General features: G+C 71.7%; 15 protein-coding genes and 1 pseudogene. 7 read left to right on the forward strand and 9 right to left on the reverse strand.

The window, feature by feature from the left end:
• Nucleotides 1-640, forward strand: a 640-nt coding sequence (locus MUE36_15250) for a fatty acid--CoA ligase family protein (protein ID MCU0312288.1), incomplete at its 5' end; no start/stop codon positions are given.
• A 16-nt stretch (nt 641-656) separates the two neighbouring features.
• Here the strand turns inward: MUE36_15250 and MUE36_15255 are convergent.
• A complete protein-coding gene (locus MUE36_15255; GenBank protein ID MCU0312289.1) occupies nt 657-1,403 on the reverse strand; it encodes an SDR family oxidoreductase in 747 nt (248 codons plus the stop codon).
• Nucleotides 1,404-1,463: 60 nt separating this feature from the next.
• Between MUE36_15255 and MUE36_15260 the strand changes: the two genes are divergently transcribed.
• Nucleotides 1,464-2,294, forward strand: coding sequence for an enoyl-CoA hydratase-related protein (locus tag MUE36_15260; GenBank protein MCU0312290.1), 831 nt, complete (start codon nt 1,464-1,466; stop codon nt 2,292-2,294).
• A gap of 2 nt (nt 2,295-2,296) precedes the next feature.
• Nucleotides 2,297-2,914: a DJ-1/PfpI family protein gene (locus tag MUE36_15265; GenBank protein MCU0312291.1), complete on the forward strand. Its 618-nt coding sequence runs from the start codon at nt 2,297-2,299 to the stop codon at nt 2,912-2,914.
• On the opposite strand, the gene MUE36_15270 is transcribed toward MUE36_15265, so the two are convergent.
• Complete coding sequence (locus tag MUE36_15270; GenBank protein MCU0312292.1) at nt 2,907-3,737, reverse strand: aldo/keto reductase; 831 nt, start codon at nt 3,735-3,737, stop codon at nt 2,907-2,909. The two genes, MUE36_15265 and MUE36_15270, sit on opposite strands and share 8 nt — an antisense overlap.
• Between MUE36_15270 and MUE36_15275 the strand changes: the two genes are divergently transcribed.
• The gene (locus tag MUE36_15275; GenBank protein ID MCU0312293.1) at nt 3,727-3,933 is read left to right on the forward strand and encodes a hypothetical protein; all 207 of its coding nucleotides are present in this window, start codon (nt 3,727-3,729) and stop codon (nt 3,931-3,933) included. The two genes, MUE36_15270 and MUE36_15275, sit on opposite strands and share 11 nt — an antisense overlap.
• Nucleotides 3,934-3,976: 43 nt before the next feature.
• A complete protein-coding gene (locus MUE36_15280; protein ID MCU0312294.1) occupies nt 3,977-5,995 on the forward strand; it encodes a thioredoxin domain-containing protein in 2,019 nt (672 codons plus the stop codon).
• Nucleotides 5,996-6,092: 97 nt separating this feature from the next.
• Here the strand turns inward: MUE36_15280 and MUE36_15285 are convergent, their stop codons facing one another.
• From MUE36_15285 to dnaE, 5 genes are all read right to left on the reverse strand, one after another.
• Nucleotides 6,093-7,295: a thiolase family protein gene (locus tag MUE36_15285; protein ID MCU0312295.1), complete on the reverse strand. Its 1,203-nt coding sequence runs from the start codon at nt 7,293-7,295 to the stop codon at nt 6,093-6,095.
• Nucleotides 7,296-7,298: 3 nt separating this feature from the next.
• Entirely contained in the window at nt 7,299-7,700 is a 402-nt protein-coding gene (locus MUE36_15290) for a zinc ribbon domain-containing protein (GenBank protein MCU0312296.1), read from the reverse strand.
• 40 nt (nt 7,701-7,740) lie between these two features.
• Nucleotides 7,741-8,343 carry a nitroreductase family protein gene (locus MUE36_15295; protein ID MCU0312297.1) on the reverse strand — a complete coding sequence of 201 codons (603 nt, stop codon included), beginning with the start codon at nt 8,341-8,343 and terminating at the stop codon, nt 7,741-7,743.
• Nucleotides 8,344-8,378: 35 nt separating this feature from the next.
• Nucleotides 8,379-9,047, reverse strand: a complete 669-nt coding sequence (locus MUE36_15300) for a hypothetical protein (GenBank protein MCU0312298.1) — start codon at nt 9,045-9,047, stop codon at nt 8,379-8,381.
• Between the two features lie 128 nt (nt 9,048-9,175).
• Nucleotides 9,176-12,712, reverse strand: a complete 3,537-nt coding sequence (dnaE, locus tag MUE36_15305) for a DNA polymerase III subunit alpha (protein MCU0312299.1) — start codon at nt 12,710-12,712, stop codon at nt 9,176-9,178.
• Nucleotides 12,713-12,940: 228 nt separating this feature from the next.
• Here dnaE and MUE36_15310 point away from each other — a divergent pair, with 228 nt between their 5' ends.
• Together MUE36_15310 and MUE36_15315 are read left to right on the forward strand one after the other, a co-directional pair.
• Nucleotides 12,941-13,504, forward strand: a complete 564-nt coding sequence (locus tag MUE36_15310; GenBank protein MCU0312300.1) for a DUF308 domain-containing protein — start codon at nt 12,941-12,943, stop codon at nt 13,502-13,504.
• A 121-nt stretch (nt 13,505-13,625) separates the two neighbouring features.
• Entirely contained in the window at nt 13,626-14,045 is a 420-nt protein-coding gene (locus MUE36_15315; GenBank protein ID MCU0312301.1) for a hypothetical protein, read from the forward strand.
• Here the strand turns inward: MUE36_15315 and MUE36_15320 are convergent.
• Together MUE36_15320 and MUE36_15325 are read right to left on the reverse strand one after the other, a co-directional pair.
• Nucleotides 14,036-14,443 (reverse strand): annotated as a pseudogene (locus tag MUE36_15320) (bacterial proteasome activator family protein). The gene MUE36_15315 and the pseudogene MUE36_15320 sit on opposite strands and share 10 nt — an antisense overlap.
• Before the next feature lie 183 nt (nt 14,444-14,626).
• Nucleotides 14,627-14,974, reverse strand: a complete 348-nt coding sequence (locus MUE36_15325; protein MCU0312302.1) for a DUF2203 domain-containing protein — start codon at nt 14,972-14,974, stop codon at nt 14,627-14,629.
• Between the last annotated feature and the right edge of the window lie 12 nt (nt 14,975-14,986).

Consider the following 14,986-nt stretch of genomic DNA (forward strand, 5'->3'; position numbering starts at 1 on the left):
AACCCTCACCACCGTCGTCCCCACTGCGCTGGCCCGCTTCGATCCCACCGCGTTCCGGGCCATCGTCGTCGGCGGCTCCGCCCCCCCGGCGGTGATCCCGCCGAACTGCCGCATCAGCTACGGGCTCACCGAGACCGGCAGCGCCGTGGCCTACGACGGCCACGCCCTGCCCGGGGTGGAACTGCGAGCCGTCGACGGGGAGATCCAGGTGCGGGGCCCGATGCTGCTCCGCGGGTACCGCGACGGCACCACGCCCATCGACGCCGAGGGGTGGCTTCACACCGACGACGCCGGCGCGGTGCACCCCGACGGCCGGCTCGAGGTCCACGGCCGACGCGGCGACCTCATCATCACCGGCGGCGAGAACGTCTGGCCCAGCCCGGTCGAGCGGGTGCTGCACGAGCATCCCGGCGTGGCGGAGGTGGCGGTGGTGGGCCGACCCGACGGCGAATGGGGTCAGGTCGTGACCGCCGTGGTGGTGCCCGCCGACCCGGCCTCGCCCCCGACCCTGGACGAGCTGCGCGACCACGTGAAGGCCACCCTGCCCGCCTACTGCGCGCCACGGCGCATCGAGCTCGTCGATGCGCTCCCCCGCACCCTCCTCGGCAAGGTGCAGCGCCGCTCCCTGGGGGGCGGGTGAGCGCAGCCCTCTGATCTCAGGCGCCGCGGAGCAACGCTCCGCCGTCCACGACCAGCGTCTGGCCGGTGATCCACGACGCGGCGTCGCTCACCAGGAACACGATCGTGTCGGCGATGTCGGCCGGCTCACCGAGGCGTCGCAGCGGCAGGCGCGACGCGATGGCCTCCTCGTCGGACTCCCAGATCGCCCGGGCCATGTCCGTCTTGACCAGTCCGGGTGCGACCCCGTTGACCCGCACGCCCGGGGCCAGCTCGGCGGCGAGAGTCCGCGTGAGGTGGATGAGCGCCGCCTTGGTGCCGTTGTAGACCCCGATGGACGGCTCGACCGAGAGCCCGCCCACCGACGAGACGTTCACGATCGAACCACCGCGATCCCGCATCGAGGCCTCCCACGCCAGACGCGACCAGACCAGCGGACCCTTCCAGTTGACCTGCACGGTCTTGTCGAACTGGCTCTCGGAGATGTCGAGGGTGGGCCCGTGGTAGGGGTTGGTGGCGGCGTTGTTGACGAGGACGTCGATCGCCCCGAACCGCTCGATCGTCTCGGCCACGCACGCCTCGGCGGCCTCGGGGTCACCCGCGTTGGCCGCGAACACCGCCGTCTCCCCGTCGATCGTCGCCGCGGTGGCCTCGAGCAGCTCGAGCTTGCGCGACGACAACATGACGCGAGCCCCGCTGGCCGCGAGGGCGGCGGCCGTGGCCGCGCCGATGCCCTTCGATGCGCCGGTCACGAGGGCCACCTTGCCGTCCAGTCGCAGGTCCATGGGCGCAACGTAGCCGTGCCGTGACAACCTGCCCCGAGCCCACACCGTCCGAGGAGGACCATGACCGACGCATCGACGACCCCGCCCGGGCCCACGCTGCTGGTGGAGCGTGACGGGCCCGTGCTCGTCCTCACCATGAACCGACCGGAGCGCCGCAACGCCCTGGTACCCGACATGCTCGTCCGCTTCGCCGACGCCTGGCGCCTGGCCGACGAGGACGACTCGATCCGCTGCGTCATCCTCACCGGGGCCGGCGACGTGGCCTACTGCGCCGGAGGCGACCTGAACGACGGATGGATGTCGGGCGAGGTCACCGAGGAGGCCCGCCGCATCCAGGATCGGCTGAAGGAGGACCCGGGCATCACGGGTCGGGGTCTGCTGCTGACCGACTGGTGCCGCAAGCCGATCATCGCCGCGGTGAACGGCCAGTGCCTGGGCGGGGGCTGCGAGATGCTCCAACAGACCGACATCCGCATCGCCGAGGCCCACGCCACCTTCGGCGTTCCCGAGGCGAAGCGCGGCCTGATCGCCGGTGCCGGGTCGACGATGCGGCTGAAGCGCCAGATCCCCTACGCGGTGGCGATGGACATGTTGCTCACCGGTCGCATCCTCGATGCCGAGGAGGCGCTGCGCTGGGGGCTGGTCACCCACCTCGTCCCGTCCGGCGGGTCGATGGCCAAGGCCCGCGAGGTGGCCGAGGTGATCTGCGCCAACGGGCCCCTGGCGGTCGCCGCCGCCAAGGCGTCGGTGATCGAGACCGGCTGGCTCCCCGAGGCGGAGGCCCAGCCCATCGAGATCTCCCACGTGATCCCGGTCATGCGCTCGGCCGACGCCCGGGAGGGCATGAAGGCCTTCGCCGAGAAGCGCACCCCCCGCTTCGAGGGCCGCTGAGCGTGGATCCGACCCGCGTCGACATCGTGGTCTACGACGGCATCGACGAGCTCGACGCCGTCGGTCCGCTCGAGGTGCTGCGCAGCGCCGTGGCCGACGGAGCCGACCTCGACGTGCGCCTCGTCACCCGGCTCCCCTCCCGTCAGGTCACGGGTACGTTCGGCCTGCGCATCGAGCCCGACGGCATGTTCGAGCCCGGTGCGGCGGGCGTGGTCGTCGTGCCCGGCGGCGGGTGGGCAACCCGCGCCGACCGGGGCACGTGGGGCGAGGTGAGGCGGGGGGACCTCGGCCCGATGCTCGCCAGGTGCGCCGAGGACGGTGCCCTGATGGCCAGCGTCTGCACCGGCGCCATGCTGCTGGCCCACGCCGGCATCATCGGCGAGCGCCCGGCCACCACCCACCACGCCGCCCGAGCGGCGTTGTTCGACACCGGCGCCCAGGTCCTCGACGAACGGGTGGTCGACGACGGGGACCTGATCACCGCGGCCGGGGTGACGAGCGGCATCGACCTCGGGCTGCACCTCGTGGAGCGCCTCGTCGGCCCGGCGGCGGCCGAGAAGGCGGCCGTGCGCCTGGAGCACACACGGGTGCCGACCCACCGGACGTGGACGATCAGCTGAAGGTGTCGGGGTCGGGCCCCATGCGCCCGGCGTCGCCCCGGTCGAGACCGTCCATCACGGCCATCTCCTCGTCCGACAGCTCGAAGTCGAACAGGGCCAGGTTCGAGGCGATGCGCTCCGGGGTGACGGACTTCGGGACCACGGCGATCCCGTGCTGGACCTCCCAGCGCAAGGTCACCTGGGCAGGGGTGCGACCGTGGGCCTCGGCGATCCCCTGGATCACCGGGTCGTCGGCGACGCGTCCTCGCGCGATCGGGCTCCAGGCCTCGGTGACGATGCCGTGCAGGTCGTGGAAGTCGCGCAGGGTCCGCTGCGGGAAATAGGGGTGGAGCTCGACCTGGTTGAGCGCGGGCACCACCCCCGTGGCCTCGATGACACGGTGGATGTGCTCGGGCTGGAAGTTCGACACGCCGATCGACCGCACCCGACCCTGGTCGCGGAGCTCGACGAAGGTCTCCCACGTCTCGACGTACAGGTCGTTGGCCGGGGCGGGCCAGTGGATGAGCAACAGGTCGAGGACGTCGAGCCCGAGCGCCGCCATGCTCGTCTCGAACGACTCGAGGGTCTTGTCCCGCCCCTGGTAGGAGTTCCACACCTTGGTCGTGACGGCGACCTCCTCGCCGGCGTCGCGGCGGACGGCGACGGCCTCGCCCACGCCGGCCTCGTTCATGTACCCCCAGGCGGTGTCGACCCGCGGGTACCCGGCGTCGAGGGCCGTCCCGACGATGCGGGCGGTCTCCTCGGCCGGGACCTGGAACACGCCGAAGCCGACCTGGGCGATCGCGGCGCCGTCGTTGAGGGGCAGGCGGGGGATGTCGGACACGGAGCACTCCGGGGTCGGCGGGACGAGCCGCATCTTGGCCCATGTCCGCCTGCGCCGTCACCCAGGGCGGCGCCACGATGCCCGAGCCGGCCCGTCACCATCGGCGACGGCGGCGGTGTTCCTCGCCGCCGACGCCTCCACGTACCGCACGGGAGGACTGCTGCTCGCCGACGGCGGTCGCGGCCACCTCCGGTGAACAGCCGGGCCGCACCGGACAGGGACGCGGCCACACTGGACCCATGCCGCTGATCCGTGACGTCGAGCCCGCACGGCTCTCGCCCTACCTGGCCCAGCACACCGACAACCCCGTGCGGTGGTGGACCTGGTCCGACGAGGCGTTCGCCGAAGCGGCCCGACGCGACGTCCCGGTCTTCATCTCCGTGGGCTACTCGGCCTGCCACTGGTGCCACGTGATGGCTCACGAGTCCTTCGAGGACCCCGACACCGCCGCCCTCGTCAACGAGCTGTTCGTGAGCATCAAGGTCGATCGGGAGGAGCGACCGGACGTCGACGCCGTCTACATGCAGGCCACCCAGGCCCTCACCGGCCGGGGCGGCTGGCCCATGACGGTCTTCGCGCTCCCCGACGGCCGACCCTTCTTCGCGGGGACGTACTTCCCCAAGGACGGGCGCAGCGGCCAGATGAGCTTCACCGACCTGTGCCGCCGGGTCGGCGAAGCATGGAGAGAGCAGCGCCCGACGCTCGAGGAGCAGGCCGAGGGCCTCACCGAGGCCATCGCCGCCGGCGACCGCCTGACGCCCGCCGAGCAGCCCCCGGGCGCGGCTCTCGTCGACGAGGCGGTGGAGGCGCTGCTGTCCCAGGTCGACCCGCGTCACGGCGGGTTCGGGAGGGCCCCGAAGTTCCCCCAGACGATGTCGATCGACCTGCTGCTCGCCGACCACGTCCGCACCGGCCGACCCGAGCCGCTCGAGGCGGCGGTGCTGTCGCTCGACGCGATGGCCGCCGGTGGCATCTACGACCACCTCGGCGGTGGCTTCGCCCGCTACTCGACCGACGACCGGTGGCTGGTCCCCCACTTCGAGAAGATGCTCTACGACCAGGCGCTGTTGGTCCGGGCCTACCTGCACGCCTGGCAGGTCACCGGCGAGGCCCGGCACCTGCAGGTGGTGCGCGAGACGATCGACTACGTCCGTCGCGACCTCGCCCACCCCGCCGGGGCGTTCTACGCCGCCGAGGACGCCGACAGCGAGGGCGTGGAGGGGCGGTTCTACGTCTGGTCGCTCGCCGAGGTCCGTGCGGTGTGCGGCGACGACGCCGACGACGCGGTGGCCTGGTACGGGGTGACGGAGCACGGCAACTGGGAAGGGACGAACATCCTCGAGCGCCCGGTGCGCGGCGACCTGGCGCGCCCTGCGCCGGTCGAACGGGCCCGGGTGGCGCTGTCGGCGGCCCGCGACCGGCGGGTGCGACCGGGTCTCGATCACAAGGTGCTGCTCGAGTGGAACGCGCTGATGTTGTCCTCGCTGGCCGAGGCCGCCGCCGTGACCGGCGACGCCGACTGGCTGGCGGCCGCGCTGGCCAACGCCGAGTTCCTCCTCGCCCGTCTGCGCCGAGACGACGGGCGCTGGCTGCGGTCCTGGCAGGGCCCTGCCGACGACCCCGACGCGGGCGCGGCGCAGCACCTCGCCTACGCCGCCGACCACGCCGCCCTCCTCGACGCCTTCACCCGCCTCGCCGAGGCCACGGGGGACCCCCGCTGGCTGGACGAGGCGGCGTCGGTGGCCGACGCCCTCGTCGATCTGTTCTGGGACGACACCGAGGGCGGGGTGTTCACCACCGGTGTCGACGGTGACGTGCTCGTCACGCGGCCGAAGGACCTCATGGACAACGCCACCCCGTCGGCCAACAGCATGGCCGCAGTGGGACTGCTGCGCCTCGCCGCCCTCACGGGCGAGGACGCCCACCGCGAACGGGCCGAGCGCATCGTGACCCTCCTCGGCGGGGTCGCCGGACGGCACCCGACCGCGTTCGCCCACCTGCTCCGCGCCGTCGACCTCGCTGCCCGGGGCACGGTCGAGGTGGTGGTCACCGGCGAGCGACCCGACCTGGTCGCCGAGGTCCGCCGTCGGTGGCGCCCCGACACCGTGCTGCTCTGGGGCGAGCGCCGTGACACGCCGCTGTGGGAGGGGCGCACGGAGGAGGGTCCGGCCGGTCGGGCCTACGTGTGCCGCGGCACGGTGTGCGACGCCCCGGCCGGCACCGTCGAGGAGCTGCGCGCCCGCCTCGACGGGTCCTGACCGACACCCACCCCGCAGCATCCGGGACGCGGAACGAGACCCCGAAGGGGCCCCGTTCCGGACGTCGCTGGCGAGCGGAGCCCGAGGGCAGGGCCCGTCAGGCGGCGGCCTTCTCCAGGATGTGCACGCCGCACGCCGAGCCCAGGCCGATCACATGGGCCAGGCCCACCTTCGCGCCCTCGATCTGGCGGTCACCGGCCTCGCCGCGGAGGTGGTGGGCCACCTCCCACACGTTGGCGATGCCGGTGGCAGCGATGGGGTGCCCCTTCGACTCAAGCCCACCTGACACGTTGACCGGCGTCGAGCCGTCGCGCCACGTGGCCCCCGATTGGAAGAAGTCGACTGCCCCGCCCTCGTCGCAGAGCATCAGGTTGTCGTAGTGGACCAGCTCGGCGGTGGCGAAGCAGTCGTGCAGCTCGACGAGGTCGAGATCCTCCGGACCGATGCCGGCCTGCTCGTAGGCGATGGTGGCGGCGTTGCGGGTGAGGGTGTTCACGTTCGGGAGGATCTGGCAGGCCTCCTCCCACGGGTCGGACGTGAGCACGCTGGCCGACACCTTCACGGCCCGACGCTGCTGCTCGAGCGACAGCGTCCTCAGCTTGGAATCGCTGACCAGCACCGCCGCGGCGGCGCCGTCGCAGTTGGCCGAGCACATGGCCCGCGTGTTGGGGTAGGCGATCATCGGCTCGGACATGATCTGCTCGAGCGACATCTTCTTGGTGTAGGCGGCGAGCGGGTTGAGCGTCGAGTGGGCGTGGTTCTTCTCGGCGATACGGGCGAAGAGCTCGAAGCTCGTCCCGCCGTACTTGTGCCCGTACTCCATGCCCACCTGCGCGAAGACGCCCGGCATGATGTCGGTGCCCACGCGACCGTCCATCGCGGTCACGGCGCCGTACCGGCCCGAGGGGGTCCACTCGTCGGCGGCCGGCTTCGGGGCACCCACGCCGAGCATGCCCGCGCCGGAGAGCTTCTCGACGCCCACGGCGAGGCCCATGTCGCACTCGCCGGCCTTGATCGCCATGATGACGGTGCGCAGCGCCGTCGCACCGGTGGCGCAGGCGTTGGCCACGTTGAACACCGGGATGCCGGTCTGGCCGATCTGCTTCTGGAGCTGCTGGCCGATGCCGGCCGCGGCCCCCATCAGATTGCCGGCGGCGAGCACGCCCATGTCCTTCATCGTCACCCCGCCGTCGGCCAGCGCGGCGAGCGCGGCCTCCGAGGCCAGGTCGACAGGGTCGAGGTCGGGGTGCTTGCCGAACTTGGTCATGTTGATCCCGAGGATCCAGACGTCGTCTGCCATTGCTCAGTCCCCTTCGATCGGTTCGAACCCGAAGCCGATGGCCTCGGTGCCGACGCTATCGGTGCCGATCGGGAAGGTGGTCAGGCGCACCTTCATCCCCAGCGTGATGTGCTCGGGGTCGGCCGGCGTGTTGACGATGTTGGCCTTGACGCTCGTGCCGTCGCAGTCGACGACCGAGGCGACGTAGGGCACGGGGATCCCCGGTGCCGCCCACCCCACGATGGTGAAGGCCCGCACCTCGCCCTCCGTGGCCACCGGCGCCTTCACGAACTCGGCGCCGCCGCAGCTCGCGCAGGCGTTGCGCCGGTCGAAGTAGCGGGCCCCGCACGCGGTGCACTCGTTGACGACGAGCCGGGGCTCGTCGCCGAGCTCCAGGTAGTCGACCATCGGGACGCTGGTCCCCATCTGGGTTCTCCCCCTCCGACGCGGACTCGGTGGCGTCGGGTCACCAGCCGTCCCGGTGGACGACCTCGTCGAGGCTACGCCGCGGGCGCCGGGCCGAGAAACTCCGCCGGTGCCCCGTGGCGCTCGGGTAGCCGAGGGCGATGGTGCCGATGCAACGCCGGCCGGGAGGGATGCCGAGCGCCGCCTTCACGGCCCCCTCGTGCTCGAACTGCCCGAAGAAGCACGCCCCGAGACCCTCGTCGACCGCGGCCAGCAGGGCCACCATGGCCGAGAACGCACTGTCGACGTGCCAGTACGGCACCGGCCACGCCTCGACGCCCGCCCCCAGCCCCGAGCGGGCCTTGTCGACCTCGCCGTAGCGGCGGACGTAGGCCGCCGGGTCGGCGACGGGGACGACGAGCACCGGGGCGGCGAGCAGCCCCGGCCAGGCGAAGGCGGAGCGCCGGACCTCGGGGAGCGTGACGTCCCAGTACCGGGCCGTGGCGGGGCCCTCCAGCACGACCAGGTCGAGGCCCTGGGTGTTGCCCGCCCCCGGGACCCTGGTCGCGAGGTCGAGGAGCCGGTCGAGCACGTCGGCGGGCACCGGGCGCGGGTCGAAGGACCGCACCATCCGGCGGGATCTCACGACGTCTGCGAACTGCACCGGAGCCTCGGCGGTCGGCCGGTGGAGAGACGGGTTCAGCGCAGCTTGGCCAGGTCCTCGGCCATCGCCCACCCGAAGGCGATCAGCGAGTCACCACGCTCGGCGTCGACCTCGACGAAGAGCTCCTCGAAGGCGGGATCGAGCTTCTCGGGCTTGAGCGCCTCGTGGTCGAGGGCCAGCGGGAAGGTGCCGTCGCCGCGGGCCACGAAGGTGCGGTCGGCGTAGGTGCTCGAGTCGATGCCGAAGCGCTTCGCCAGACGGCGGCCCCAGGCCCGCTCCTCGCCCGAGGCGCGGTGATCGGGGCGGGGGACGATGTCGTCGAGGGACTTGAACGCCTCGTAGCCGCTCGGCCCGGCGAACCGGGTGCCGACCAGGACGTCCTCGTCGGGGAAGGCGAGCACGGCGCGGCGGAACTGGTCGGTCATGATCGCCCGCAGCACCGAGTCCCGGCGGGACGTGCGCTTGATGGAGGCCAGCCCCACGAGCACGCTCGGGGTCCCGCCGATCCGCTCGAGCGTGCAGAACGAGAAGCCCTTGAGCGCAGCCCCTTCACGAGCCAGCGACACGAGCACCCAGGCCTCCACCTGCTTGGAGAGCAGGCCGACCTCGAATCGGCTCGGTCCGTCGGCGCACATGTCGGCCATCTCGGCGAGCTCGGCGTCGCTGAGCTGCGTGCAGTCCTTGGTCGTGACCTCGATTGCCATGGTTCTGTGACGCCCCCAGGAATGCCGAATCCGGACCCACAGTCCAGCCGCGATCGGACGACGGCGCAAACCGACGAGCCCGCCCCGGGGCCGATGGCATCCCGTCCGGGAGCTCGTGGCGCGGCGGCTCAGCCGGCCAGGGCGCCGGGGCCGAGGAGCACCCGCAGCTCGGCCATGAGGCCGCTGCGCACCTCCACGCAGAACGCGTCGGGGAGGCGCACCACCTGCCGTTCGCCGAGGTGGAGGAAGACCTGGGACTCGCCGGGGTGCTCGGCCAGCAGGGCCTTGAGCGAGGCGAGGAGCGCTTCGCTGAGCGCGCCCGGCGAGAGGTTGACGTGCAGCGGCGGCGCCCCGTCGGTGACGGGCTCGAAGCGCTCGATCTCGGTGGCCATGAGCTTGGGCTGGTCGTCGCGCTTGTCGACCCGGCCCTTGACGAGCACGACGGCGTCGTCGTCGAGGAGGTGGCCGTAGGCGGTCATCGTCTTCGGGAAGACCATGACCTCGACGGACGACTTGAGGTCCTCGAGCACGAGGACGGCCATGAGGTCACCCTTGCGGGTCCATTTGCGCTGGAGGTTGGTCACCAACCCGCCGACGAGGCGGATCGACCCCTCCTCGACCTCCTCGAGCTCGTCGAGCGTGACCTCGGTGCGGCGGCGCAACGACGCCTCGGCGCCCATGAGGGGGTGGTCGCTGACGTAGAGGCCGAGCATCTCGCGCTCGAAGGCCAGCCGTTGGCGCTTGTCGAAGTCCTCGTCGGGGATCACGTAGCGGTTGGCGGCGGGACCGTCGCCCGGTTCGGGGTCGACGGCCGAGAACAGGTCGAACTGGCCCTCGGCCTCCTTGCGCCGTCGGGCCACCGTCTCGTCGATGATCCGCTCGAAGTAGCCGAGCAGCCCCTTGCGGCTGTACCCCATGGAGTCGAAGCCGCCGGCCTTGACGAGCGACTCGATGGTCCGCTTGTTGAGCACCCCGAGGTCGACCCGGTCGACGAAGTCGTAGAAGTCGGCGAACGGGCCGCCGGCGTCGCGCTCGGCGAGGATCTGGGCGACGAGGCCCTCCCCGACGTTGCGGACGGCCGAGAGCCCGAAGGCGATGGCCCGCCCGGCGCCGGGACGATCGACGGCGACGAAGTCGCTCGCCGACACGTTCACGTCGGGCACGAGCACGTCCACGCCCATCTGGCGACACTCGGCGAGGTACACGGCGGCCTTGTCGAGGTTGGTCCGCACGCTGGTCAGCAGCGCCGCGAAGTACTCGACCGGGTAGTGGGCCTTCAGGTAGGCGGTCTGGTAGGCGACGTAGCCGTAGCCGTAGCTGTGGCTCTTGTTGAAGGCGTAGTCGGCGAACGGTTCGATGATGTCGAAGAGCGCCGTGCCGATGTCCGACCCGTAGCCGGTCGTCTCGGTGCCGGCGACGAACTTCTCACGCTCCTTGGCGATGAGCGCGCGGTCCTTCTTGCCGCAGGCCTTGCGGAGGTTGTCGGCGTCGGCAAGTGTGTAGCCGGCGAACTTCTGGGCGACCCGCATGACCGACTCCTGGTAGATCATCAGCCCGTAGGTGTCGGCCAGGATCTCCTCGAGGTCGGGGTGGAGGTACTCGATCGGCTTGCGGCCGTTCTTGTGGTCGGCGTAGTCGTTGTGCATGTTGGCCGACATGGGCCCGGGTCGGTAGAGGGCCACGAGCGCGGCCACGTCCTCGAACGACGTCGGGGCGAGCGATCGCATGAGCGCCCGCATGGGTCCGCCCTCGAGCTGGAACACCCCGATGGAGTCCCCGTCGCGGAGGAGCTGGAGGGTCTTGTCGTCGTCGAGGGGGATGTCGTCGATGTCGAGCGCGACGCCCTGGGTGCGCGACACCATCTCGACGGTGTCGGTGATGACGTCGAGGTTGCGCAACCCGAGGAAGTCCATCTTGAGGAGGCCCAGCTCCTCGACGCCGTGCATCTCGTACTGGGTGACGACCGGGGCGGCCTCCGGGTCGCTGCCCGCCTCCGGCTTGCGCTGGATGGGCAGGTACTCGGTGAGCGGCTCCTTCGTGATCACCACCGCCGCGGCGTGGATCCCGTCCTGGCGGCGGAGGCCCTCGAGGCCGGTGGCCACCTCGACCACCTTTCGGGCGTCGGGATCGGTGGCGCACATCTCGCGCAGCTCGGCGGCCATCTTGTAGCCGTCGGCGTACTTCGGGTGCTCCTCGAGGCAGGCGTGCAGCGGGGTGTCACGCCCCATCACCAGAGGCGGCATGGCCTTGGCGACCTTGTCGCCGAGGGCGTAGGGGTAGCCGAGCACCCGGGCGGCGTCGCGGACCGCGGCCCGGGCCTTGATGGTGGAGAAGGTGACGATCTGGGCGACGTGGTCGCGTCCGTAGCGCTCGGCGGCGTAGCGGATCATCTCGTCCCGGAACCGCGAGTCGAAGTCCATGTCGATGTCGGGCATCGAGATGCGGCTCGGGTTGAGGAAGCGCTCGAACAGCAGGTCGTAGCGGATGGGGTCGAGATCGGTGATGCGCAGGGTGTAGGCCACTGCGCACCCGGCCGCCGAGCCGCGCCCCGGCCCGACGCGGACCCCGAGCTCGCGGGCGTGGCGGATCAGGTCCCACACGATGAGGAAGTACGAGCTGAACCCCATGTCGCCGATGACCTTGAGCTCGTAGGCCAGGCGCTCGACGACGTGGTCCGGCAGCGGGTCGCCCCACCGCTCGACCGCGCCGGCGAAGGTGAGGTGGTGCAGGTAGTCGGCGGTGTCGGTGAAGCCCTCCGGGATGGCGAAGTCCGGGAGCTGGGGCTTGCCGAACTCGATCTCCACCTCGCAGCGCTCGGCGATCCAGAGGGTGTTGTCGCACGCCTCGGGGACCTCGGCGAACAGCGAGCGCATCTCCGCCGCGCTCTTCAGGTAGTGCTGGTCGCCGTGGAACTTGAACCGGTCCGGGTCGCTCATCAGCGATCCGGTCTGCACGCACAGCAGCGCGTCGTGGGCGACCGCGTCGTGCTGGTGGGTGTAGTGGCTGTCGTTGGTGGCGACGAGCGGGGCACCGATCCGCCGGGCGATGGCGAGCAGCTGCGGGTTGGTGGTGCGCTGCTCGGGGATGCCGTGGTCCTGGAGCTCGACGAAGAGGTTGTCCCTGCCGAAGATGTCCTGGAGCCGGGCCGCCTTCTCGACCGCCGCCTGCTCGTCGCCCTGCAGGAGCGACTGGAGCACCTGGCCGCCCAGGCAGCCCGTGGTGGCGATGATGCCCTCGTGGTGGGCCTCGAGGAGCTCCCAGTCCACCTTGGGCTTCATGTAGTAGCCCTCGAGGTACGCCCGGCTCGAGAGCTGGATGAGGTTCTTGTAGCCCACGGCGTTCTCGGCCACCGTCGTCAGGTGGTAGTAGGCCTTGCGCCCGCCCTCGGAGTCGCCCCCGCTGTCGTCCATGCGGCCCCGCCGGGCCGGTCGCTCCGTCCGGTGGTCGTAGGCCTGGTAGAGCTCGGTGCCGATGATCGGCTTCACGCCCTGGGCCTTGGCCGCTTTGTAGAAGTCGAGGACCCCGTACATGTTGCCGTGGTCGGTGATGCCGACCGCCGGCTGGCCGTCGGCCGCCGCCGCCGCCACGACGTCACCGACGCGCGCCGCGCCGTCGAGCATCGAGAACTCGGTGTGCAGATGCAGGTGGGTGAACGACTCCGACACCCGAGACTCCTCGGTCCGACCGCTGGCGTGGGGTGCCGAGGCGCCCCACGAGGCCCGTCACCGCACCGGCGGATCATTCGTCCACAGGCAGCTGTGGACGAATTACACCGGTGTGATGCTCCGGCGGCGACTGTAGCGGAGGTCCCCGGGCGGTGCGCGCGCCGGCATCCCCGCCTGGCCCGCAGGGCGCCCCTACGCTCGTTCCGACACCGCACCGAGGGGGCCAACATGGGCATGGACGACCGTTCCTCGATGGATCTGCTGCGCGGCTCGCGCATCATCGCCTACACGATCGGCGCGTTGGCGCTCATCGCCGGGATCGTGCTGCTGTTCTGGCCCGACCGGACGATCACCGTCGTGGCCCGGGTCGTGGGCATCCTCATCCTCGTGGTCGGCTTCGGCCAGGCCATCGAGGCGGTCACCACCCACCGCAAGGGGTCCTACTGGGGCCTGCTGCTGCTGCGCGGCGTCGTGAACCTCGTGGCCGGCGCCCTCCTGCTCTTCTGGCCGAGCATCACCGTGACGGTCATCGTGTGGCTCCTCGGCATCGAGCTCGTGCTCAGCGGGATCCTCGGTCTGATCGCCTCGACCCAGGTGCCCAAGGACATGGGCAAGAGCGGGATCGTCGTCCAGGCCCTCGTGGCCATCGTGCTCGGGATCATCATCATGGTCTGGCCGAGCGCCACCCTCACCGTGATGGCGGTGCTGGGAGCGATCGTGCTCATCGTGCTGGGAGTGATGTTCCTGGTCTCCGGGTTCCAGCTCTCCAAGACCCGCGTCGAGGTCGTCTGACACCGCAACGACCTCACGCCGGAACGACCTCACCCCCGACTCACCGGGCGACCGGCGGGTCGGCTGTCGCACCCTCGCGTGAGGATGGGTCCATGACCACGCGAACCTCCGGGCCGGCCCGATGAGCTTCGGGCGCCAGTCCGGCCCCCCGGCGTCGGCCAAGCAACTCCGCTACCTCGAGTCCCTGGTCCAGCAGGCCGGGTTCGACGGCTTCCGCGACGCCCGCCACCCGCTCGGCCTCACCCAACGACAGGCCGGCGGGAAGTTCACGAAGCAGGAGGCCTCGGCACTCATCGACCAGCTTCTCGCCGGCGACGACGAGGGTGGGGGGCCGGCTGCGGACGGCGGCGAGCCCGGACGCCACGACGGCGGACCGGCAGGCGGTGACGTGGGGGCGCGTCGTCGGGCCGAGGCCGCGTCGGCCCGGCTGGAGGCCGCGCAGGCCGACGCCGTACGGGGGATGCCCGCGGTCGTGTTGGCCACCGAACTCGAACGACGGGGGTGGGCCGTCAATCCGCCCCCGGAGGCTCCTCAGAGATAGGTGCCGGGCCGGTCGGCGCCCGGGCCCGCGGGACCGGCCCCGGGCGGCAGCTGCTGACGCATGTTCTCGAGCTGTTGACGCGCCTCCATCTGCTGGGCGAACAGCGTGGCCTGGATGCCGTGGAACAAGCCCTCGAGCCAGCCCACCAGCTGGGCCTGGGCGACGCGCAGCTCGATCTCGGTCGGGATCTCGTCGCCCTGGAAGGGGAAGGCCAGCCGGTCGAGCTCGTCCTTCAGGTCGGGAGAGACCGCCGAGCCGAGCTCGGTGATCGTGGTGTCGTAGATCGCCCGCAGGCGCTGACGCGAGGGTTCGTCGAGCGAGGTCGACCGGACCTCGTCGAGGAGCTGCTTGATCATCGACCCGACCCGCATGACCTTGGCCGGCTCGGCGACGAACTCCTTGCCCCTCCCCCCGTCACCCGGGTCCCCGTCCTCACCGGGACCCCGCCCGTCGGGGGTCGGTACGACGAGATCGGGGTGCTCCACCGGGGCGTCAGACATGCCGGCCATCCTTTCCCACGTCGGCGCCGCCCCACAACCACGAGGGCCCGGACCCCTCCCCCGATCCCGTCGCGTGCCCCGTCACGGCTCGAGGTCCGTGAGCGGCCGGCGCCCGGCGAATCCGTGGTCGGGGTCGTGGTACCACGCCAGCGCCCGGTCGCCCTCGAGCCAGCAGTAGAGGACCTCGCGGCCGTCGACCGAGACGGGGACGTCGACGAGGAGCGGCGCCCACCCCTTGAGCTGCACACCGAGGCCGACCACGCGGTCGAGCAGGTCGGCGAAGGCGGCCTCGAGAGCTTTCCGGTCGGCGGGGGCCACGGGCGCGCCGGCCCGCGCCGCGGTCAGCTCGGCCCGAACCTCCACGGCCCGGTCGGTCAACGCCAACAGCTCGGGCACCAACGCGTGGGCCTGAGTCGGGGTGAAGGTCACAGACGGGCCTCG

The sequence above is a fragment of the Acidimicrobiales bacterium genome, from assembly GCA_025455885.1.
In the GTDB taxonomy this organism is placed as follows: Bacteria; Actinomycetota; Acidimicrobiia; order Acidimicrobiales; family Acidimicrobilacustridaceae; genus Rhabdothermincola_A.